This window comes from Flavobacterium sp. AJR (assembly GCF_002156885.1).
Taxonomy (GTDB): Bacteria; Bacteroidota; Bacteroidia; order Flavobacteriales; family Flavobacteriaceae; genus Flavobacterium.
The window spans coordinates 1-22,062 of record NZ_NCWQ01000070.1 but is presented as its reverse complement, the minus strand read 5'-3'; the positions used below and the strand labels follow the sequence as shown (position 1 = coordinate 22,062).

Annotated in this window: 15 protein-coding genes, 5 tRNA genes and 1 pseudogene; 15 read left to right on the top strand and 6 right to left on the bottom strand. The window is 32.7% G+C overall.

The window, feature by feature from the left end:
- From B8T70_RS24130 to B8T70_RS17460, 3 genes and pseudogenes are all read right to left on the bottom strand, one after another.
- Positions 1–202, bottom strand: a pseudogene (locus B8T70_RS24130) (hypothetical protein); the annotation flags it as partial.
- 372 nt (positions 203–574) lie between these two features.
- On the bottom strand, positions 575–1,231 hold the full coding sequence (locus B8T70_RS17465; RefSeq protein WP_086895655.1) for a hypothetical protein: 657 nt from the start codon (positions 1,229–1,231) through the stop codon (positions 575–577).
- Between the two features lie 6 nt (positions 1,232–1,237).
- Positions 1,238–1,867: a response regulator transcription factor gene (locus B8T70_RS17460; protein WP_086895654.1), complete on the bottom strand. Its 630-nt coding sequence runs from the start codon at positions 1,865–1,867 to the stop codon at positions 1,238–1,240.
- Positions 1,868–2,089: 222 nt separating this feature from the next.
- On the opposite strand from B8T70_RS17460, the gene B8T70_RS17455 reads away from it, so the two are divergent.
- The 5 genes from B8T70_RS17455 (at position 2,090) to B8T70_RS17435 (ending at position 8,029) form a co-directional block, all read left to right on the top strand.
- Positions 2,090–3,418: a hypothetical protein gene (locus B8T70_RS17455; RefSeq protein ID WP_086895653.1), complete on the top strand. Its 1,329-nt coding sequence runs from the start codon at positions 2,090–2,092 to the stop codon at positions 3,416–3,418.
- A 186-nt stretch (positions 3,419–3,604) separates the two neighbouring features.
- Positions 3,605–4,870 carry a hypothetical protein gene (locus tag B8T70_RS17450; protein ID WP_086895652.1) on the top strand — a complete coding sequence of 422 codons (1,266 nt, stop codon included), beginning with the start codon at positions 3,605–3,607 and terminating at the stop codon, positions 4,868–4,870.
- Positions 4,871–5,136: 266 nt separating this feature from the next.
- Positions 5,137–6,078, top strand: coding sequence for a multicopper oxidase domain-containing protein (locus B8T70_RS17445; protein ID WP_242667514.1), 942 nt, complete (start codon positions 5,137–5,139; stop codon positions 6,076–6,078).
- A 17-nt stretch (positions 6,079–6,095) separates the two neighbouring features.
- Entirely contained in the window at positions 6,096–6,521 is a 426-nt protein-coding gene (locus B8T70_RS17440) for a hypothetical protein (RefSeq protein WP_086895651.1), read from the top strand.
- Between the two features lie 41 nt (positions 6,522–6,562).
- On the top strand, positions 6,563–8,029 hold the full coding sequence (locus tag B8T70_RS17435) for a tyrosinase family protein (RefSeq protein ID WP_086895650.1): 1,467 nt from the start codon (positions 6,563–6,565) through the stop codon (positions 8,027–8,029).
- Positions 8,030–8,273: 244 nt separating this feature from the next.
- Here B8T70_RS17435 and B8T70_RS17430 read toward each other — a convergent pair whose 3' ends face one another.
- Both B8T70_RS17430 and B8T70_RS17425 read right to left on the bottom strand, forming a co-directional pair.
- Positions 8,274–9,602 (bottom strand): hypothetical protein, encoded by a 1,329-nt coding sequence (locus B8T70_RS17430; RefSeq protein ID WP_086895649.1) that lies wholly within the window; start codon positions 9,600–9,602, stop codon positions 8,274–8,276.
- A gap of 6 nt (positions 9,603–9,608) precedes the next feature.
- Positions 9,609–12,713, bottom strand: coding sequence for a DUF6493 family protein (locus B8T70_RS17425; RefSeq protein ID WP_086895648.1), 3,105 nt, complete (start codon positions 12,711–12,713; stop codon positions 9,609–9,611).
- A 668-nt stretch (positions 12,714–13,381) separates the two neighbouring features.
- Between B8T70_RS17425 and B8T70_RS17420 the strand changes: the two genes are divergently transcribed.
- The 10 genes from B8T70_RS17420 to B8T70_RS17390 all read left to right on the top strand — a co-directional run bounded on the left by B8T70_RS17420 (position 13,382) and on the right by B8T70_RS17390 (position 18,849).
- The gene (locus B8T70_RS17420) at positions 13,382–13,582 is read left to right on the top strand and encodes a hypothetical protein (RefSeq protein WP_086895647.1); all 201 of its coding nucleotides are present in this window, start codon (positions 13,382–13,384) and stop codon (positions 13,580–13,582) included.
- 71 nt (positions 13,583–13,653) lie between these two features.
- Positions 13,654–13,724, top strand: a tRNA-OTHER gene (locus B8T70_RS23935).
- A 22-nt stretch (positions 13,725–13,746) separates the two neighbouring features.
- Positions 13,747–13,819, top strand: a tRNA-Asp gene (locus tag B8T70_RS23930).
- Between the two features lie 224 nt (positions 13,820–14,043).
- Positions 14,044–14,116: transfer RNA gene (locus B8T70_RS17415), tRNA-His, on the top strand.
- Between the two features lie 6 nt (positions 14,117–14,122).
- A tRNA-Pro gene (locus tag B8T70_RS23925) sits at positions 14,123–14,194 on the top strand.
- 201 nt (positions 14,195–14,395) lie between these two features.
- A tRNA-Leu gene (locus B8T70_RS17410) sits at positions 14,396–14,468 on the top strand.
- Between the two features lie 62 nt (positions 14,469–14,530).
- Complete coding sequence (locus B8T70_RS17405) at positions 14,531–15,100, top strand: DUF5565 family protein (RefSeq protein ID WP_086895646.1); 570 nt, start codon at positions 14,531–14,533, stop codon at positions 15,098–15,100.
- 225 nt (positions 15,101–15,325) lie between these two features.
- A complete protein-coding gene (locus tag B8T70_RS17400; protein WP_086895645.1) occupies positions 15,326–16,111 on the top strand; it encodes a hypothetical protein in 786 nt (261 codons plus the stop codon).
- An 863-nt stretch (positions 16,112–16,974) separates the two neighbouring features.
- On the top strand, positions 16,975–18,072 hold the full coding sequence (locus B8T70_RS17395) for a slipin family protein (RefSeq protein WP_086895644.1): 1,098 nt from the start codon (positions 16,975–16,977) through the stop codon (positions 18,070–18,072).
- A 231-nt stretch (positions 18,073–18,303) separates the two neighbouring features.
- Positions 18,304–18,849: a 3'-5' exonuclease gene (locus B8T70_RS17390; RefSeq protein WP_086895657.1), complete on the top strand. Its 546-nt coding sequence runs from the start codon at positions 18,304–18,306 to the stop codon at positions 18,847–18,849.
- 101 nt (positions 18,850–18,950) lie between these two features.
- Here B8T70_RS17390 and B8T70_RS17385 read toward each other — a convergent pair whose 3' ends face one another.
- Positions 18,951–21,860 carry a S8 family serine peptidase gene (locus B8T70_RS17385; protein ID WP_086895643.1) on the bottom strand — a complete coding sequence of 970 codons (2,910 nt, stop codon included), beginning with the start codon at positions 21,858–21,860 and terminating at the stop codon, positions 18,951–18,953.
- Positions 21,861–22,062 lie beyond the last annotated feature (202 nt).

The window sequence follows — 22,062 nt, the reverse complement described above, 5'->3', positions numbered from 1 at the left end:
ACATAATACTACTAATAAAATATAAGAATTGCCATAATAAATTTAAAAAGTCTTTATCTGTCTTATTAAAAAAATCTCTAGGAATTTCTCTAAAAATAAAGAAACAACTCCAGAAAAGTAAGGCAGATGAAATCCAAAAATTAGGATCGTCTGTAATTTTGTCTTTGGATGGAAAAGCTATTTTTTGGTAAAACCATAACATACTGTACAAAATATAAAAGAAGGGTAAAACACTAATTAATTTTGAATTTAAGTTTTCTCCCAAAAAGTTAGGGAATATCAAAATAGAAATCACAAGAATAACAGAAAGTAAATTGAGTTTCTTTTTTAAATTTTCATTGAATTGTCTGGAATAATAAAACCAAAAAAACAGTATGCAGAATATACAATATAAAGTATACTGAAAACTCCATTTTTTTTCTAATAAAATAATTACCTCTGAAAATAATTCTACAAGAAAAGTAACAAGGAGATAAATAAATAAATAGTTTTGGCTAGAAAGATTAAATTTTCGAACCAAAACCATTGATTTTAATAGTGTGATTAATAATACTATTTCATAAATATTATTCATTTAAGGTCTTAGATTACCTAAGTCATATGCATCACCTTCACTATATAAGTTGTTTTTCTTGTTAAATAATGCATGAACGCAGAAAGAAATTCTATTGTTTCTTTTTGTAAATTCTTCTGCAAGTTCAGGATCTATATTAGTTGGACAATATTGCCACATATTAAATTTTAAGCCATAAATAGTTGGGTATGATTTCTCCATTTCCGTTATATAATAATCAATCTGGTCTAAAGTGTAAAAAGTCAAAATGTCTTTAATGCCATTAGTGTGAGGAGATAATTTACCTCCTAAGTCATTCTCAAAATCATTTTTCATTTTTATGAAATTTCCATCCTCTATAGTTTCACCAAATAAGTCAAATAATTTATCTTCCTTTTCTATAATAACACATTGGTCGTTATCAGAGAAACATATGCCGATATTCAAATGAGTATCTTTATGAATGTAATAAAACTTGCAATATTTTTTGCTTTGATTATCTTTAAGTAACTTTTTAAATACTTCCAGCTTTATAAAGAAACTTTCAGTTAATCCACTAATATTAGTGCCTAGATTTCGGTATCTTTCAACAAAAAGATCCTCAATCTTTTTGTCAATTTTTTTTATAAAAAAGTCTTTTTGGTTTATTCCTTTTTCTTGTAATTTTTCTAATTCCATGATTTCTTAGTTTTTGTGGTTAAATTTATTAATTGCTTCAATTTTATTACTTACTTGTAACTTTCTATAGATATTACCAATGTGTTTTTTGATAGTATCAATCGTGACATTTTTTCTGTCAGCAATTTCTTTATAGAGAAGCCCTTGCGCTAGCAATTCAAGAACTTCTTTTTCTGTTACAGTAAGTAATGCTAAACTTTGTACTTGTACTTTCGATTCCTGAAAATGTTGTAAAACACGTTTGGCAATAGCAAAACTCATTGGGGCACCTCCTTTATGTGCTTCCTGAATGGCCTGGATAATTTTAGCCAACGGATCTCCTTTTACAAGATAACCACTCGCACCTGCACGCAAGGCTGAAAAGATTTTTTCGTCATTTTCAAAACTGGTACACATTACGAAAGTGGTACCTGGCATTAATTCTGTTAGTTTAAAAACAATATCGATACCTGATAAATCCTGCAATTGTATGTCCATTAAAACCACGTCTGGCTCTGAGGCTTCTAATTTTTGCAAAGCATTTTTACCATTAAAAAATTGAGCTACACACTCCATGTCTTCCTGAAAATCGATGATATTCTTCAATGCCTGATTGTAATTTTTATCATCTTCTACTATGGCTACTCTTATTTTCATGGCGTTACATTTTCTTTTACAAAGTTGGGATATAAGCCCATTGAGCGCAATTACCCATTCGGGTGATATTTGAAATTAACATGGAAAGACAAATGTAAACATCTAATAAACTTACAAAAAAAACATAAGAAAGTAATAAAATAAAAATATCACCCTAAAGGGTAATTGATTGGTATACTGTTGTCTAAATACATTTGATGCATAACTAAAACAATAGAAATCATGAAAACAACATTATTTATCCTTTGCTTTTTATTCTTCGGAATAATTGGCTATGGTCAGGTCACTACCAAAATTATAGAAGTCGATTTAGGTAAGCCACACGAAAATAGTATTCGAATTTGTGGAGATCCATTATTATGTAACGATGTAGATAGTTGCAAATGCAAAGAGAAAAGTAACGGCACAATTGAAAATAAATGTGTTTGCAAAAGCAAATGGCTTTCTGTAAAATCTAGAGAAATGGTTTCTGTTAAATTAGTAAATGGTAATCCTTTTAAGTATACCTATAAAATTGATACTAAAAACATTTCTTTTTTTAATGATCAAAATACAACTGCTGACAAAGTTAAGGAAGAAGCAAGAACAGAAGCAAATAATGAATTATCTCTTGATAATTCTAAAGAATCTATAAAAGAAATTATAAATAAAAATGAAGAGTTAATTCAAAACATTGACAATTTAAACATTGAAGTAGAAAGTTTATATGAAATTTTAAAACAAAAAAATGCGCTTGTTGAAGCTGATTATGCTGAAAGAAAAGAATTCCTCGATAGGGCAAAAGCGCAGTTGAAAAAAAATTATGAATTATTAAATAGTTTTGAAAATGTTGAAAAAAAATCTAAATATACACAGGTTAAGGAAAGCTTACTTGTAACAAAGGTAAAAGCTGAAAAAAGTATTTCATCAATTATAGAAAAATTCTTCTCGGTCGATTTAGAAATTTACACATTACCCATTGACGTGCAGGGCAAAAACATTGATGTAGTAGAATTTAAGCTGCGCCGTTTTGATAGAGAAACAAAAGACGAAGATCTTAGTTTCGCATCAACACCATACAATATCTGGATTAAAGGTGGTCTAAAAATAGATGTTAGTGCCGGAATATTTTTTACGTCACTTTATGATGAAGAGTATGATAAAAGAGACGATCCTGCAACTGCGGGTAATAAAATCATCACTTTAAAGAATAGTGGAGATTATGATATGGCTTTTGGCTCTACTATAAATACGTATATCCGCATGAATTCCTGGATTGTCCCAACTCTTAATTTTGGTGCGGTAATAACTCAAGATGAAAAGCTGCAAGTGCTTTTAGGTGTTGGAGCTATATTAGGAAAACAGGAACGTATTATTTTTTCCGCAGGTGTTTCTATGGGAAAAGTAGATAGAATTGCAGATGATTACCAAGTTGGTAGTTCTTATAACTTGGGAGATTCTGGAACTATACCTACACAAAGTCAGTTCAAATTCGGTAGTTTTTTCGGGATAACATACAATTTATCTAAAGTAAAAAAAATAAGTTTGGATAAAGGAATAGAAGAAAATTAACTACTGCAAATAATATTTACAATTAAAAAATACTGCTAAGTAGGTCGTTGTAAATAAGCTTTGAAAATAACACGGATAATTATAATCATTAAAATCAATTTTATGAAATACACCATAGCTAATAAAAAACAGCTACTATTTTAACACCTTTAAGTTTTGAAAAAGCAACTTTTAAACAACAATTTCATGAAAAATTATAAAAGTTATTCGATAAATAAGATTTTTGTATTTATTTTTTTGTTAACTATTTCCTATAATGGAATTAGCCAACAAACAGTAGGACGAATTTATGATCAATCTAGAGCACAAAGCTTTCTACTTTACGATAATGGATTTCTTATACAGGATGGAAATCCTATGAATAGAGGATATGTACAACAAGATCCTTCGGGATTTATGTATCTTATGGTGCCAGCTGCTAATCCTATGGTTAATGCTTATTTTATTGCATGGGACAGAAGTTTTGTAGAAATTGATCGATTTCAAGGAGCAAGAGTTATAGGGTTTTATGACGGCTATATACCTAACAATCCATATCAAACAGTTTATCAGCAGCCTACTTATAGTAATAATTACGGAATTGAAACTGCTCAAGGTAATTTTATTCCAATTCCCGATGGAATTGTTGATCAAAACAAACCTTTTGGTGATATTATGATTACCAATGAAATGAAAGCACAAGAATGTTATCAAAACGCATATTCACCAGCAACAGGTCTCAATAGAGAAAAGTTTACCATGTGTATGATTCAAAATATGGCGGGTAAGAAAGAACTAGAAATCTTAGATTGTGTCCGAAATTCTAAAACGCCCGAAGAACGTACTCTTTGCCTTTTTAGTAAATTAGGTGGACAAAAAGAAAAGGAAATTGCTCAAAAAATTTCAGAATGTTATGCAACTTATGGCAGCGATTGGAGTCGTTATCCTTTATGTATGTCGTCTTCTGTAAATGACCCAACAATTTCTAAAATATTAGCTTGTATGGAGCAACAAAGTAAGTCAGGAGAGGTAAGTTTTATGGGAACAGCATTATGCTACGGAGTAGATAAATTTCAGATGAATGCTGAAACTCAAATTATTATAGAATGTGCCGTAACTTCGGGAGGAGAACCGTATACTTTTGCAGGTTGTGCAGGAGGGCAGCTGCTTGCCCGTGAATTAGATAAATGCTTTACAAATGGTGTTGGTGGGGATAGTGGTTGCTTCGGCAAAAATAACGATATTGTTAAGGGATTAAAAGCTATAGGAGATGCTCTTAATGTAAAATTTGGCCCTAACAATGATTTTACAAAATTATGGAACACTACGGTAAATGATATCACAAATGGTCCTGGATATAATCATGATGCGGTTAAAGCCATTCGAAACTTAAGTAATGAAATAAATAATGTTTCAGATGATGTGAGCAAAGCAGTACGAAAAGCAGTACCTAAAATTAAAATTAAATGGTAATATTTTCTAAATAGTGCAGTAGAAAAAAGTTACTCAAAATCAGACAACAATTGTATAAATAAAAACAAAAATCGCCCAACATCAGGGCGATTTTGTTTTATAATAAAGAATCTAAATCCTTCTTTTTCTTTCCTAAACCTACTTTAAATTAACTTGATTTTAACTACAAAATCAGGTGTTTATACGCTATTTTCTGCTTTTAAATAGCTCTAAATTTGAATTACGATATCAAATAATTGATGTTGGGTACTAATTTGAGTTTAGAAATGGAAAGACGGAATAAAATCATATTAGTATTTTCTTTTTTGTTCGTTAGTACATTTTTGTTTTCTCAAGATGAAAGATTAATTATTGGGAGAACAACGGGGAAATTGACTATTAATAGCAATTTAAAAATAAGAACCTTTGGCTTTGCAAACTCGCTTTCGGGGCAAGTTACTTTACCAGGATCTTATATTGATGTGAAGGTAGGTGATAGTGTAAATATTGATTTTTGGAATATTTCTCAAGGAAATCCTGTCTCTTTGTATTGTAAGGAAATTGAAATCTTGCAACGTAATAAGGAAAAAGAGGTAATGAAGATAAAAGAACCGGTTCATCATATGGAACATGGTTTCTATTCTTTTCTGGCTAAAAAAGCAGGAACCTATCTTTATTATAGTCCCGAGAATTACCCTTTTAATCTTCAGGCAGGAATGTTTGGAGTTGTAATTATTCGCTCAAAGGAGAATGATGCTGCAGCGGTTAAACCATCGAGCGAAGTACTCTGGTGCAGTTATGAAATAGATACGAAATGGCATACTGATGCCATTATGGGAACGGAATATGATTATACAAATAAGCCAATAATTCTTCCCATTTATAAGCCCAATTACTTTTTTATTAATGGTGAAACAGTTCTTAAAAATAAAGGATTGCAATCGGTTATAAATAAAAAAGAACCAGTACTCCTTCGTTTGGTAAATGCTGGATTATACCTTCATGAAATTGTGTTTCCATCTAATACAAAACTTCGGTTAGTATATGGAAATGAGACTAATGTAAAGGTGTTTTCTGATGGATATAAAGTACAGCTTCAGCCGGGTGAATGCCTTGAATTACTCATTTCATTGGAAAACGTAGGAGAGAAAGAATCTATTATGTATCATTTTATAGATCCGATTTCTAAAAAGGAGTATTACAAGGCTACTGTTTCAGTTTTCTATTAAAATTTAAAAAGCTAGTTATGAAAAAAATATGCTGCTATCTTATTTTTCTTTCTTTTTCCATGACGTTTGCACAAAACAAACCCACTTTTTCTGTGGTTGGTAATGCAATAAATAAGGAAAGTTTATTGAAAAATAAACGATTAGATGTTTCAAAAATTAAAGTCGAAAATATTTCTAATAAACCCATTTTCCTTGTTTGGGAAACCGTCTCAAATACATTTCCTAAAGAATGGGATTGCTCGATGTGTCAGCATGGAGCTTGCCAAATAGGAATACCAAAAGAATCGGTTTTTAGTAAGCTAAACCCAGATCAGCAAGGATTTATTGCTATTCATGTAATTCCAGTGAACAAAATAGGTAATGGGACTGTGAAATTTAAAATTTATGACAAAGCAAATCCTGCTTATTCTAAGATTTTAACTTTTGAAGTCGAAGTACTTTAATGTAAATAAACAATTGAATAATTAACCCTAAATCTAATAAAATGAAAAAAATTACTAACTTATTTTTAATTATCCTGATTACAGGATTTTCCTATGGTCAGAGTAAGGCCAATGCGAAATATACGCGATGGAACGTTAATACGCCTGAAGGAAAAGCAAATCTTGTGGCAATGAATATCGCTTTTGAAAAAATGCGTGGATTAGGCTGTGAGAACGGTATTTCCTGGTATTATCAAGGGGCAATACATAGTGTTCCGAATGAAATTACTGGTGATAATAAACTTTGCCCAAAGTATCAAAACATTAAAGATAAATTATGGGCATGGGCAGATTGTACACATAATGGATCTGATAGTGCTGCTTTAAATTTTCTTTTGTGGCATAGAATGTACATTTGGTATTTAGAAAAAATTGTTCGCGAATTATCTGGAAAAGATGATTTTGCGCTCCCATATTGGAATTACGGAAGTGCGCAAACGACAGATAACATTATGCCAGAACAAGTAAGAGATAAATCTGGTTCTTTGTATACTGCAGCGAGATATAGTATTCTTAACAATGGTAAACCAATACTTCCTAATCAGGTTAAGGATATTCAATTGGCACTTGCGGAATTACAAAAGAATCCTTCTTTTAGCGGAAAGGGCGGATTTACCAGAAACTTAGAACGCGCACCTCATGGTTATATGCACAATCTTATTGGTGGAGGGTATGCAGTACCAAGCGAAACCTATTATAATGAAATATTCCAGAAGGAGACTTCAGGTTTAATGGCAAATGTAGAATCAGCAGGGTTTGATCCAGTTTTTTGGCTACATCATAGTATGGTCGATCGTATTTGGGAATCTTGGGATGTTTCAGAATATGGTCAGCGCCCTACACTAGAAGAATTAAAAGCCAATCCTTGGCCTTATGAATTTATATATCCTAATGGAGACCACAATACGTTTACAATGGAGGAAGTTTACAATATTGTTTTTAACCTAGATTATAAATATGATACTTTGCTTTATGGATCTAAAACTCCGGTTGTAGCGGCAAATGAGACAAAAGCAAAGACTAAAATAGCATTTCAGGATGCTAAAGAAGAAGTTATTTGGGAACAGAAAGTAGGTAAAGTACTTGAGTCAACTGGTTTTACTCAGAAAGTAACTAGTACATTGGCAAAAAGCACGAATAAAGCTTTTAAAAGTGTTAATTCTAAAATACTGCTAAATCTGGATGTAGTAGTTTACAAAGAGCCTAAAGATTATTATACTGTTTACCTTCGTTATCCTGGAAAGGCGGATATATATGTTGGGACAATGACTTTCTTTGGTATTGCTCATGATCACGGAATGGATGAGGTGCATTCAAAAGCTGAAAGTGGAATTAAACTTAATTTTGCCTATTACATTTCAGATAATTTATTAGATACCGATAAAGATTTTGAAGTTATTATAAAAAAGAGCGGAATTGGAGATGCTAAAGTAACACTAGAAAAAATTAGTGTAGTAAAAGCAAACTAAGACAGAAGCTAAAAAATAAAAAATCGCCGAATCAGCTATCGTATGGACACAAGTACAAAACAAACACGAATTTCACAAACTAATTAACACTAATTAGTTTGTGAAATTAATTTCAGAAACTAAATCAATCTATTAAGATTTGTGCAAATTCGTGAAATTCGTGTTCAAAATTGATTACTAATATTTGTGTCCAAATGGTAGTTTTATAAGGGCGATTTTTTTATAAGAGTAAAAATCTAATTTCTTAAGAAATAGTCATTTTTACACCCAAAATGTGTTTGCAAATTCCTCTTTTGCCTTGATAAGCAGTAAACCAATCGCAGGTGCATCTTTGGTTAGCTCCTTCGATAATTACTTTGTGTATTACGCCCGAACCTTTTACTTTGGCTTCGATATAATCGGCTCTGCGTTCTACAATTTCGATATCCTCATTATCAATTAATTTTTTGGCATTTTTCAGCCTTGGATTTAAAGATAAAATACGCTCGGTTTTAAAAGGAAGACGTCGGTAAAAATGCGCTTTTTCGCTTAAATCATAACCCAATAATCCCATCGAGGATAAACTAGAAGTTAGATTGTCCATTGTGCCAAAATCGATATCATTTTCGATAGAAAGCATAGTTGGATCAAACGTTTCATTCGATTTTAGCAAACTATTTAAACCATAAACCCATTCTATCGGTAAGTTTTCGGTCATGGTTTCTAATACATTTCCTTCACCCGAAAATCCGCGGTACGAATCGGGAGAGAATGCCATTAATAACTGCATTTTTCCAAATTCAGAAACTATCGCACAAGTTTGTTTATCTGAGGATTCATAGATGTATATTTTATCTACAATTGCCAGAATACCTTCTAATAATCGTAGTCGCTGTACTCCGCCAATTCGTACACTATCATTTGTAGCCAAAGTCGAGAACATAAATTTCCCTGCTCTTTTGGTAATAAAAAAATCTCCTTTTACACTTCCTTTGGGTAAACTTTGGAATAACTGAATGGTCTGGATTTTATTCAATTCATATTTTACATCCATATCGGCAAGATAAAGCTGTACACTCGTTAAGCCTTTTATCCATCGCATGGGTAAGGTTACTTTCTTTTCGGTAACTTTTGCTTTGGTAGTAATAACCTGTACTTCTTGCTGACCAACGGCAAGAGTGACTTTTTCGTTTTTTTGGATGGCGTTAAGCGCATTCAGCATTGGATCATTAAAATCGACATTGGTAGTTCCGTTGGCAATAAATTCTCCATCTATGGCTTCGGGTTTCATATCCAGTCTTACATAAACACCATTGCAGGACGAGAAACCTTCAAAACGCAATCTTTCTGCTCCTGCCGATACAATAGGATCACGAAGACTTGGCGGAACTGGACCAAAACTAGAACGAACTACTTTGGCAATTGTACTCCAGCATTTTGCGGTAACATAAGGATCAGTCAAACTTCCCCAAAAGAAACACGGTATATTATTAACTTCTTCAATTTCGGTTTGATGTGCCAAAACCAAATTATTGATTCCTTTGGTTTTACTGTAAGTCGAAATTCCTTTATAATTATATTCTAAATCTGTCATTTTTCTTTATTTTAAAATTTGCTTAATCAATGATTTAAGCGAAGCATTATCTTTCCATTGCTCAAAGAAAACAATTGCTTTAGGCGATGGATTTTGGTTTGTTTTGGTTAAAACATCAAGATAGTTTTCAATTATTTTCTTGAAGTTTGTAGGTAACTTATCTTTTAGATCGAGATTCTCAAAAAAGGAATTAAACAACTTCAGTAAAGCATCGTTATGCAATGGCGAAACATCTTTTATAGCAATTAATCCATCTACTAATCGCAAGAATACACCATATTTTCCAGATGCCAGGAACGCCAGTTTCTGAGCAAATAATTCCATATCTATAGCTTGTTTTTCGACCAAATTAATCAAAACTTCAGAAGCCATTAATCGGATATCTTTCTTTTCCTGAAAGAAACTACAAGCATATAAAAGCAATGTAGTATCCGAAAATTGAAACTCAGGACGATTTATAATATCCAGAAAACCTTTTAAATCTGGTTTTGCACCATCTCCCGTTCCACAATTATGCAATAATGTTATAGCGAGAGCATCTCCATTTTGTGGCATTAGGCTATGCCAATAATAAGTATTCCCAGCCGAATTGAGTAAATAATCCCAACTATTAGGTCGCTGATATATATCTAGACTATACAGTAAATAATTTGGAATTTTGAAGTAACTAGGCAAGTCAAATCGTAGTTCGTACCAAGATGGCGTTCTTTCTTTTTCTTTGGTTTGATAATTAGTCCATTCGTTCCATTTTTCTTTAAATCTAACTTCAGGTACAAATGGAGCAGCTACAAGCGGAACATCTTTTAGATAGGTATTTTCAAATTCGGTAAAAGATTCATTAGGATAAAAAGTTCTTGCAGCTACAGCCCAAAGAGATAAAAATCCCGTTTCTTTGGTCGTTTTTCCCATTGTTGCCAATACCTTTGAAAAAAGAGATTCGGAACTTAAGTCTAATTTTTCGCTTACTCCCAAACAAAAGGATAGTAACTGTTTCAGTTCTCCTTCTACTTTATCTAATAAAGGAATGGCGCTTTCGACATTTTCTCTTGGCATTCGTGAAATAGCAATACTTAAATCCAGTAAATCAATTTCTTCGTTTGTATTTTGGTATGCAATAACTCTTTCTAATAAAACCTTTGGTGCAACCCAATACGGTTTATGACTAGGAAAAGAAATTAGAGGTAAAGCAGAGTTCTCGTTTATTTTTTGCTGTACTTTAATCAGCAAGGATTGCATTAATAACAGCGTATTTATTTTGGAATAATGTTTATGCTTACCATTGAATTTGCTTTCGATGTTTAAAATTTTTTCCATCAAAAAGGTCTTCACAAAATCTTTGTTTACACTTTCAAAATAGCTTTTTTGTAGTTGTTTAAAATATGGTTGCAATTGTGCCGAATAATCAGATGGGAATAAATCCCTTTGCGTGATATATACGTTCAATAGAATTTCGGTGTCCAGAACTTCTTCGGATCCGATGAAGTTCCCAAACTGAAATACGATATCATTCCAATCATTAGGAAGCTGAACTTCCTCGATAAGTACATCTTCTTTTTTATGATTAAATGTATATTCTTCAAGTGCTGAATCATCAATAATTAAAGCATCATCATCAATGAATTTACTCAATCCCGATTTAATATTACCTTGCATCAAGGTAGTGTAAGAAGATAATTTTTCTTTAAGAACTGCATCTTTTTCGGTTGCAATTTTTACAATTATCTTACTCGCTCGTTCTTGTAAAGCCAAATCTGAGATTACAAAAACATCGGCAATAATCGAAGTTATGTTTTTGTTTAATTTAGGATTCGATTTATTTAATTTTTCCAAAATAGGCAACACACTTTTTATGGCAGCTTTGCAATCACTACGCATCATTAAAGATTCCAACCATTCAAAAAAAGATTTTGTTTTAAATTTCGGATGCTCATATATTTTCTTAACAAGCTCAATTCCGTAACTTGTTATAGGTGGATAGGCATTATGCAAATAAGAGAATATATTCTCCTGATGGATAATAAGTTCATCTGCGGTTACATTAAATTCTTCTATTCTTTTTCTGAAAAAAGATTTCAGGTTATTGTTCCATTCTTTGGTTTGTATCAGGATTGCATTTTCGATAAAAAACGCGCGATCCATCTTTTTATCATCTAATAAAGATTTATAAATAACTGCCCATGTCTGGAATTCATCATGTTTTTGAGTATCATTATCTCTAAAGAAATTATTATGAAGAGTTGTTTCATAATTAAACAACTCCGGAATATCCCTTTGATAGGTTAATTTGTCATTTAATGAATTTTCGATGAATTTTCGAGACTTCATCTTTGCGCGCCATTCATTAGTTGCCGCCAGAGTCAAAGCGTACAATTCGGGATTAAATGATAATAAATCGTGTTCCTCAAGTTTAAGTAGCGTATGATAATTAAAACCAACCCAGTCTTGTTTTTTTATTTTATCCAAAATAAAAGCTCCCAACCAATTTGGTTTTGCCCATAACAAAACATCCAAAACCTGTTTTTTTTCGTCTATTTGATCAAGTAAATTTAAAGCTTCATCCCAGGAGTTTATATCTGTTTTATCGAATAATGCGATGGCACTAAGCGTAATGATTTCTTTTTGTTTTTGATCTCCGCGAGTTCCCCAAGAAGATCCCCAAGTGTTATTGGTTTTGTTTTTCTTGAGATATTCAGGTTCTTTAGATAAATCTACATATTGTGTCCAAAATCTTCTATTTTTCTTGATATGTTTTTTTAGAGCTTCAATATAACCTTTTGATTTTTCCTTTAAAAAAGGCAATACTAAATCAATGTTTTTAGATTTTATAATATTGTCGTATTCCTGTAAAACTTCATCAGAATTGGAGTTTTTAGCCGTTTTTGGTTTTGGAGCTACAGTAACGTCACCATTTTCTGAATATCCTTTTTTTATTTTTTCTTCCAATAATTTTTTTGCAACTCTCAGGCATTCTTCATCAGTAGCAAAACTTTTTGTTTGGGATGTTCCGGAAGTTCCGTTTTTACCATAAGTTACTGCAAATTCAAATCCTGTAACTTCTATTTGCCAAAACTTATCGGAATTTCCATCTATGTATTTTAGGTGTTTTTTCATGCTATTTTATTGACTTGTATTTATAGATTCTTGTATTTGTATTCTCTCAAAAATATAAAATTAATAGGGCATAAAAGGTGTTTTTAAGTGAAAATTTTGGTTAAAATTGTTAGGTGAATGATAAATATTTCAGGACTAATTATATAGATTTATTTAATTATATTAATAAAAGACCTACATTTGCCCTCGAAATGAAAATAAAGAATCTACATATCAACCTGTCTTTAAAACAAAATAGCGACCGTTTAGAGGGATTTTACCCTGCTAAAGGCTATGGATGTGGTATGTATTTTATAGAATTGAAGTGTAAATTGTAGTTTCAAATTCAACATAAAAATATAAAAGCGTCCTGATATCGGGACGCTTTTTTTGTTTTATAGGCATTTCTCCTGTATCGAAAATTCGGAATCAGGACACTTAATATGAGAATTTGGGTGACCTAGAGTGACATAAAAGAATAAAAAATAAACGTTAACTAAAAAAAAATAAAAAAATAAAGGATCAAATGTTTAATGATTAAACCTAATAGCGAAATATAATCTTGAAAAGTAATCTAATGAGAGACAGTCATTTGATACAATTAAGAATCTGCCTAAGTATGCGGACAGGGATTTTTATGGATTATTCTAAGGATTAACTATTTGATTATCAGTAAAATAAATTAAAAAATGATTTGGATAATTGAATTTTTAGACTTTATCTTTGCCGAAGAAAATCTGGAAAACGAATTTCTAATAATAACAATGATTTCAATATATAATACAATACATAAAATGGATTTCAAACATCATACATATAACGTACAACTGCTAAACCCGAGTTTCGATCTTGGTTTTATTACAATACAGGTGCATAGATACTGGCAATAGGATAGGTATATCTTATTGAATCTTATGAAGCACCTTTGATCGGGTGCTTTTTTTATGCCCAAAAATTAAATGATTTTGTATTTCAATTGGTAGAAGGGAGGTTAATTAACCTTGAATGAAGGTTCGAGTCCTTTCAAAATCACAAGTGTTCTCTAGAAGGAACTGGCTCATTGGGGTTACTGGCTAACCTTCCCGACTGTCTCTCGGGAGAAACGGGTTCGACTCCCGTATGAGCCGCTATTTTTTTTGAAGGTTTTCGAAGGTTTTCGAAGGTTCTCGAAGGTGCAGAGGTTCAAAGGTACAGAGAGTTGCAAAGGTACAAAGGAATAAAGGTTTTAAAACTTTGCGGCTCTGTGAGAGATTGATAAAGTATAATGCGCAAAATTATTTTCACGCAAAGACGCGAAGTCGCAAAGAAAAGGAATCAAAGCTTAGTGGCTTCGAGGCAGAATATAAAAATGGTGTTTTTAGTTTATTTGGTAAAATATCGGACTGTGAATCCGAAGAACAGGGTTCGATTCCCGAAAATACCCAAAATAACTGAGAAGATAACGGTGGTTGTTTACCCGCCTTGGACGCGGGAGGTCGTAGGTTCGAATCCTACTTCTCAGACAATTTGTTAAGGTTCAAAGGGACAGAGTAGCAAAGGAACAAAGGGACAAAGATTTTTAAACTTAGCGACTTGGCGTCTTTGCGAGAGATTTAAAAGTGTTGTTAAAGATAAGATAGCGAGCTATTTTCTCGCAAAGGCGCAGAATGAAAAGAATAAAATTAAGTTTTTAACCTAGGTTACATTAAGATAAAAACAATTATGCAGGAATGGCGGAATGGTATACGCGGCTGACTTAGAATCAGTATTCTGAGAGTTCGAATCTCTCTTCCTGTACAAATAAAAGAATTGATACTGTTTAAACTAAATGCCTTTAGGGCAAATTAAAATAATATAAGATGAAAAAGATAAGTACACTATTTACGAAAGACCCAAATGATTTAGGACGGGTAATTGATAAAATTAATGCAGAAAATAAATGGGTTATAAACGGTGATGCCGTTGCGACAAGAAAATTTGACGGTACAGCAGTCGCCATTATAAATGGAGAATTGTTTAAAAGATTTGATGCGAAAAAAGGTAGAGCAATTCCTGTAGATGCTATTCCTTGTCAAGATGCAGATTTAATTTCAGGACATCATCCGCATTGGTTAAAATGTAACCGCTCAAAATCTGAAGATAAATTTTTCTTTGAAGGTTTTGATAATTTGGAAACTAAAACTGATGGTACTTACGAATTATGTGGTCCCAAAGTTCAAGGTAACCCTGAAAATTTAGAGAGACATATTTTAATAAAACACGGTAGTGAAGTGATTGACTTTTCAAGTTTAGCATTTGATGATTTAAGAGAGTTCTTATCAGAGAATGATATTGAAGGTATTGTTTTTCACCATATTTCAGATGGTAGAATGTGTAAATTAAGAAAATCTGATTTTGGAATTAAACGATTAAAATTAGAAGAAGCTTAAAGAGTTTTGTCACGAAGGCACAAAGGAGCAGAGGTACAAAGGGGCAGAGGTTTTAAAACTTTGCGGCTTTGCGACTTTGCGAGATATTGACAAAGTATAATGGGCAAAATTATTTTCACGCAAAGACGCGAAGTCGCCAAGAGAAAATAGAATAGACTTAGTGTCTTTGAGTCTTCGTGGCAGATTTAAAAAATAAAATATAAACAACATTAAAATATAAGAATCATGAAACAAGATTACAATAGAATTGCTTTAGTAGGTATTGAACAAGAAGAATATGATACTATAAAAGCAAGTTACTCAGGACACATTATCTGGCATCAGTCTATACCAAAAATTATAGTAAAAGAGGAAGTCCTTTATATGGAAAAGGCAAATGGTATAGGAATGTTGCCAGTAGATAAAGTAGTCTATTATGGTATTTATGATAATGATTTTGATTTTATTTCCGGTTTAGCTATCTGGAAAGGTGCTTGTTATCCTAATGCTGCTGCTATGCTCGACTGTCGATTTAAAATTCCTTGTTTGGTTAAAGCTTTATCTCTTTCAAGATTTTGCGCACCTCGAGGATTTATAAGTGCAGGAACTTCTATAAATGTTACAGAAGATACTGTTGCTAAATGGGGAAATTGGCATTGTGGCGAAAACAAACATCGTTTTACTGGAGAATGGGAAAGTGAGTTTACAGCAACTATTGAACCTTATTATGATGGAGAAGCTGTTCGTATAATGATGATAGGTGATACGTATTGGCAAATTAAATTAGAAGGTGATACTTGGTTAAAATCTATTCATCCTGATCATGCTGGTTTTATGACTGTAGATCCTGATTTGCTTGCAGATACTTTGCATATTAAAAATACTTTGCAAATGGATATGATTGGGAATGATTATATCGTTGCAAAAGATGGTTCTAAATATTTGTTAGAAGTAAATCATATTCCTAACATAACACGATTTGAGGAAGTAAAACAAGTCTATTTATCGACTATAATTGAATGGATAAAATAAGATTTTGTGCTACGCAGAATAATTGCGTAGTATGATTTGAATATTTGCTCAGGAAATAAAAAAACGTTCTTTTAAATAAAATAAATATAGAAAATCATAGACAAGATTGTTTATGGTTTTAAAAATATCAAGCGGGTCTTGTTGCGTGTTTCTGTATAGCACCATTGTAGAGAACTTTTCGCAAAAGCGTATTATGTTTTTCTATGCAACTTGATTTGGAGGTTTTGATGGTTTTCCAAAAAACTATCTCACTCTATCAGTCATGGGTTCGAATCCCATTCGCAGTAATGCGATAGTTCAGTTAGGTAGAACAATAGAAAGCTGCAGGTTCGAATCCTGCGCCGAATTCTGATTCGGTTGGACAATTGGTAGTCAACAGACTTTAAATCTGTGTTTAGAGGGCATCACTCTTAAAAAGATGCATAGCCAAAGAAAACTGATTTGTCTTTGTCTGTGAAACTAGGATTGTTAAGTCCAAAATTTCACACTCATGATAAAACCAGCGCGAATAGTAATGTGTTTTGAAAGACTCATATTCTTTTCGATTTGATTGTTTGAGTGATTTTTTTAGAATTTAGAATCGCTTTCACAAAATAGAATCGCAAAACAATTGGAGTTAGCAAATAACAAACTATTCGTCCGTTTTTCTCGGAGGAGAGAGACAATGAAGTTTTTTTATTTTGAAAAGAAGAGGATAGAAGCAAGAGGATAGAAGCAAGAGGATAGAAGAAAGAGAATAGAAGTAAGATAGCTGAGATTAGAATATAGAAGCAAGATTTTAGAAGCAAGAAAATAGAAAATATAACTAAGTTTTTTACCGGTTAGAAAACATGAAACCAAAAAAACTTTAAACCAAAATAAAAATGATAGATAGAATTAAAATTAATGCGTACCAAGTAGGATTGGTATTCGAAAATAGAAAATTGAGAGCAGTATTAGAAGATGGTTCTCACTGGATTTTGGGTAATAAAAATGTTATGATTTTTGATATGGGCTTGTCATTTCAAGCGCCATACGAATTGAATATATTATTGCAAAATGAAGTATTGGCTTCTATGTTAGAAATAGTTGAGGTTGCCGATAATGAAATTGTATTGCAATTTGTAAACGGTAACTTTAAAGAAGTTTTGACTGCAGGCAGATATGCTTTCTGGAAAGGTGTTGTAAAAAATGAATTTACTAAAGTAGATTTATCTAAAATTTATATCACCGAAAATATTCCAATGAATTTATTGGAGAATGCTAAATTGAGGTTGTACGCAAGAAAATTTATTGTTGCCAGCAATGATAAAGCATTGTTGTTTGTAAACGGAACTTTTACAACTGAATTAAGAGCAGGAACTCATTATTTTTGGAATAATGCAATTACTATCGAAGTAAAAACGGTTGATGCAAGACAACAACATGTTGAGATTTCAGGACAGGAATTATTGACAAAAGACAAAGCGGGATTGAGAATTAATTTCTTTGTAAGATACCAGGTTGTTGATATCATGAAAGCTTTGGTCGATAACAAAGATTTTGAAAAACAATTGTATGTTGCCATGCAACTTGCTTTGAGAGCATTCGTAGGAGGTTTAACCTTAGACGAATTGTTAGCCAAAAAAGATACGATTGCCGATGCAATTTTGGATGAAGTAACAGCTAAAATTAATGAGTTGGGATTGGTGATTTCTGATGCTGGAATCCGAGATGTAATCTTGCCAGGTGATATGAAAGAAATCATGAATCAGGTTTTGGTTGCCGAGAAAAAAGCGCAAGCTAATAGTATTATGCGAAGAGAAGAAACTGCCGCAACAAGAAGTTTGTTAAACACAGCAAAGTTGATGGAGGAAAACGAGATGTTGTGGAAATTGAAAGAAATGGAATATGTTGAAAAAATCGCTGATAAGATTGGAGAAATTACCATTTCTGGTAGCGGAAACGTCATTGGTCAATTGAAGGAAATCTTCGTGAAATAAAGACTCTTTTAAATGAAAGAGAAATTTAATTAAGATAAAAAGCAGATAATTTTTTCCTAACACATAGAAACATAGATTTTATTCTAAAAGAAGAGAGTCAAAGATAAATACATTTCTTTCGCATAGTAACTATGTGTGTTTAAAATAAGTGAAACGTCTTTTTTGTGGGCAAACCAAAGCTATGTTTCTATGTGTTAGAAAAATTAAATGCAATATTTAAAAAAAGAAAAAATGAAAACTACAGATAAAATTATTATCATAGATTTAGAAGCCACGTGTTGGCAAGGCGAAGTCCCCAAAGGACAGCAAAATGAAATTATTGAAATTGGATTAGCAGTCTTGGATTCCCAAACAGGGACGATTACTAAAAATCAGGGTATTTTAATAAAACCACAACGCTCCAGCGTGAGTCCGTTTTGTACAGAATTAACCACTATTACTCAGGATTTATTAGATAAAAATGGAGTAAGCTTTGAAGAAGCTATTGAAAAATTAGCAGACGAATATCAACCCGATTTATATACTTGGGCAAGTTACGGTCAGTACGATTTAAATATGCTTATGAAACAATGTAAATCCTTTGGTATTTCATATCCTATGGGAGAGGAGCATATTAATGTAAAGGTTCATTTTGCGGAGAAATTTGGTTTACAAAAGCCAACCGGAATGAATGGTGCTTTGCAGTTATTGAATATTCCGTTAGAAGGAACACATCACCGAGGTGTTGATGATGCAAAGAATATCGCCAAAATTCTGCATTGGTGTTTACGTAATTAAAAAGACACTATGCTATGCATTAAATAAGAAAAACCACGAATAGTACATTCGTGGTTTTTCCGTTTAATTGAGTTAATCTAGGTTTATGAATTAATATGAAATTAGTTTTTAATTATTTTCTTGGTAGTAACTGTTCCGTTATTCGATATAAACTGAACAACATATATTCCAGGAATCTGATTGGCTATATTCACACTAAATTCTTTTTTCTTGCTAGTTTTTTCTTGAAAAACAGTAACGTTATGAATGTTAGTTATTCTTAAAGTTCCTTGTTCCTCACTAGTAATACTTATTTTAAATATTCCGTTAGTAGGATTAGGATAAATTGTAATTAGTCGGGATTCGGCAGTTTCAGTTGCAAGAGCGGTATTTGCTTTAGTATTTGGTTTGCCTTCTCTTACAAGTGCAAAACGTTCTCCTCCTTCAAGTTCTCTTTTTATTGCATCTTCCTGAATAAAATCGACTGTGATTTGTTCATCGGCAGGCAAGACAGTTGCAACTCTAAAATCGAATGATATTGCAAATGTTTCTTCTAAATCGATAGGTAAATTTGCAATTGAGGCTTCTCTGGATTTTATCAGAATTTTATTTTTTCCAATAATCTCAACACCTTTTAAAGATCCATTTGCCTGAGCTCTTTCAAATAACTTATCATCTAGAGTCGCTTCTATTACTCCGCCTAAATCAAAGAAGTTATTTTTTAATTGCTCATTATAACCTTTATCTACAAATCTCAGATTTACAGTTTTAGATCTTATACCTCTAACGAATACGGTTGTTGGAGGAACAATATCGGTTGTATTTAAGTTGTAAACACTTAAATTTTTCCAGGCAATATTATTGTTACTTTTAGTATTTACACCAATACCTACACCTGTTAATTCACCAACCATAGGATCATTAGGAGATTCTATTCTTGCAGCCAGACAAAAATGATGTTGGTCAGTAGGATATATTGCTGGATTTGGCGGATACCAAGGAATCATTACAATAGTATTACCTCCGGCAGGAATAGACGGAATACTTACTTCTCCTATTTCATCTCCATATTTAATAGGGCCAATATTAAAGTTCACAAAATTAGTAGGCCACGTTAATCCTGAAGAAGCTTTCGCAAAATACAATCTTACTTTTGCAGATGCACTTGTATTTGTACTTCTATTATAAACTCTTATATAAACTCCGTTTGGAGAAGACAATTTAAATTCCGGATTTTGATGTACAAGTCCGGCATCGATGTTTTGTCTTACCCAGATATCATCGCTTATCCACATAGGACCTAGATCTGGGTTTGGTTGTACACCAGTGTCATAAGGTCTGTCTTTTATGTATAAATCGGTAGTAGGCAATGCAATTCCTGTTACGATTACCGAATATTTTTGCAGCGCGTTTACCAATGTTCCTTTATGTGTAATAGTAACAGTATAAATACCAGCCGCTCCATTAATACTAATGCGCTCAAAAGGATCTTTGGTATTATCACCTAATCCATTTGTTGTAGCCGATGTAAGTCTGTAAGGAAAAAAAGTACCAGATCCATTAGTAACTCGTATATCTAAGTCATTAACTAATCTTGCTGTACTAAGATTTGGGGTGCTACCAGAGTAGGCTATACCTGCAGGATCTGTCCATGATATAGAAGCTACAAGAGGATTTATACCATCAGAAACGACTTTAAAACTATAACTAGATCCTGTAGGCAAAGTATGCTCCTGAATAATAGAGTTAGTTCCGTTTTTGGTAATTGTCTCGGCAGCAAACTTTGCGTTTAGTAAACCCCAGCCAAAAATTGCATCAGGACCTGTAGTTCCAGCATCGTCTGCTGTATGTAGCGCCAAACCTTTTAATGTTGCTGCACGCATAAAATTGTTTGTAATGTTTTTGTAATGTTGCTGCAACAAGAGTAAAGTTCCTGTAACGTTTGGAGCTGCCATAGAAGTTCCTGTGGCATTACCATAACTACTGTTTGTTAAAGGAGTTGGTGTAGCAGTAAGTGTAGCTGTAGAATATACTGCAGTTCCGTTTCCTGTTAAGTCAGGTTTTATTCTTAAATCATCAGTAGGCCCTTGACTGCTTGAGGTATTAATAGTTACACTCGTTAATACTCCTGTTGTACTTATAACGGCATCATTTGCATTGGCAATAACCAGATTATTTTTGGCGGTCGAAAAACCTGTAAGTTTATCATAGCCAGGACCTCCTAACGGGCTTGTATTAGCCGTGTTATCAGTCCCATCATTACCAGCAGATTTTATCTGTAAGTAATATGGAGCATTGTACATTACATTATCCCAATCCCTTGCAGTTGTTTCATACGTACCAAATCGCCAAGGAGCCATGATAACATTTCCGAAAGCATCTCTTAATCCCCATCCGTATGAATGATTAGATAATAACATTCCGTTTGTTGAAGCTGTAGTTGCTTCAGGTAAATCATTATTCCATTCATTGGTTCTTGCATTTGCCTGATTTGCCATTCCTTTTGCAGCAGCGACAGATCCAGCAGCGACAATAGTACCCGTAACATGATTTGCATGTTGACTATTGTTACCTCCACCAATCACTGTAACGCCATCGGCAATAGTAACTCTTCCTCCAAACTCATTGTGCGTAGGAAGCGTAGCTCCACCATCCCAAACGTAAGCAGTCATGGTTTGTCCGTTAAGATTGAGTCCTAAACCGCCTCCAGAGTTCAAAAAGTTGGCTCGGGTAGATTTGGCAGCATTTACGTTGTCGGGAGTATAATAAATTGGAGATTTTCCATCCGGACTAATATCTATCAATTCGCTAGTTGTTCCGTCTTTGTTGGTAAAAGAGGTGCTCCAACCATTGGTTCTTGCTGTGCTTAAGATTCTTTGCTTTTTTTGCTCAGCTTCAGATCTAAATTTTTGACTTAACGATTCTAATTCAGTTACATTCGAGTTAGATCGAATTACTTCTATGTCTTTTTGCGTTTGCGAGTAGGTAATTCCGCATACACAAAATAGAGCAATTTTGTATAAATTTTTCATATAGTTTGATTTGGGGGTTAATCACTTTTTTATATTCTATTGTATTCATGAACAGAATAGGGGGGACTTTTGTCATTAATTATTCCTGTAAACTCGTAAAATAACGTTGGTTTCATTTTCATAATTTTCTAGTTTTAAAAGGTTATTAAATAGACTTACTTTAATAATTCAACTTTCTGTTTTTTTGAGTATACCATTTATT

Bases quoted from the DNA above. Each gene is read 5' to 3' on its own strand.
- B8T70_RS17465 (WP_086895655.1), bottom strand. From the start codon at position 1,231: ATGGAATTAGAAAAATTACAAGAAAAAGGAATAAACCAAAAAGACTTT.
- B8T70_RS17460 (WP_086895654.1), bottom strand. From the start codon at position 1,867: ATGAAAATAAGAGTAGCCATAGTAGAAGATGATAAAAATTACAATCAG.
- B8T70_RS17455 (WP_086895653.1), top strand. From the start codon at position 2,090: ATGAAAACAACATTATTTATCCTTTGCTTTTTATTCTTCGGAATAATT.
- B8T70_RS17450 (WP_086895652.1), top strand. From the start codon at position 3,605: ATGAAAAATTATAAAAGTTATTCGATAAATAAGATTTTTGTATTTATT.
- B8T70_RS17445 (WP_242667514.1), top strand. From the start codon at position 5,137: ATGGAAAGACGGAATAAAATCATATTAGTATTTTCTTTTTTGTTCGTT.
- B8T70_RS17440 (WP_086895651.1), top strand. From the start codon at position 6,096: ATGAAAAAAATATGCTGCTATCTTATTTTTCTTTCTTTTTCCATGACG.
- B8T70_RS17435 (WP_086895650.1), top strand. From the start codon at position 6,563: ATGAAAAAAATTACTAACTTATTTTTAATTATCCTGATTACAGGATTT.
- B8T70_RS17430 (WP_086895649.1), bottom strand. From the start codon at position 9,602: ATGACAGATTTAGAATATAATTATAAAGGAATTTCGACTTACAGTAAA.
- B8T70_RS17425 (WP_086895648.1), bottom strand. From the start codon at position 12,713: ATGAAAAAACACCTAAAATACATAGATGGAAATTCCGATAAGTTTTGG.
- B8T70_RS17420 (WP_086895647.1), top strand. From the start codon at position 13,382: ATGATTTGGATAATTGAATTTTTAGACTTTATCTTTGCCGAAGAAAAT.
- B8T70_RS17405 (WP_086895646.1), top strand. From the start codon at position 14,531: ATGAAAAAGATAAGTACACTATTTACGAAAGACCCAAATGATTTAGGA.
- B8T70_RS17400 (WP_086895645.1), top strand. From the start codon at position 15,326: ATGAAACAAGATTACAATAGAATTGCTTTAGTAGGTATTGAACAAGAA.
- B8T70_RS17395 (WP_086895644.1), top strand. From the start codon at position 16,975: ATGATAGATAGAATTAAAATTAATGCGTACCAAGTAGGATTGGTATTC.
- B8T70_RS17390 (WP_086895657.1), top strand. From the start codon at position 18,304: ATGAAAACTACAGATAAAATTATTATCATAGATTTAGAAGCCACGTGT.
- B8T70_RS17385 (WP_086895643.1), bottom strand. From the start codon at position 21,860: ATGAAAAATTTATACAAAATTGCTCTATTTTGTGTATGCGGAATTACC.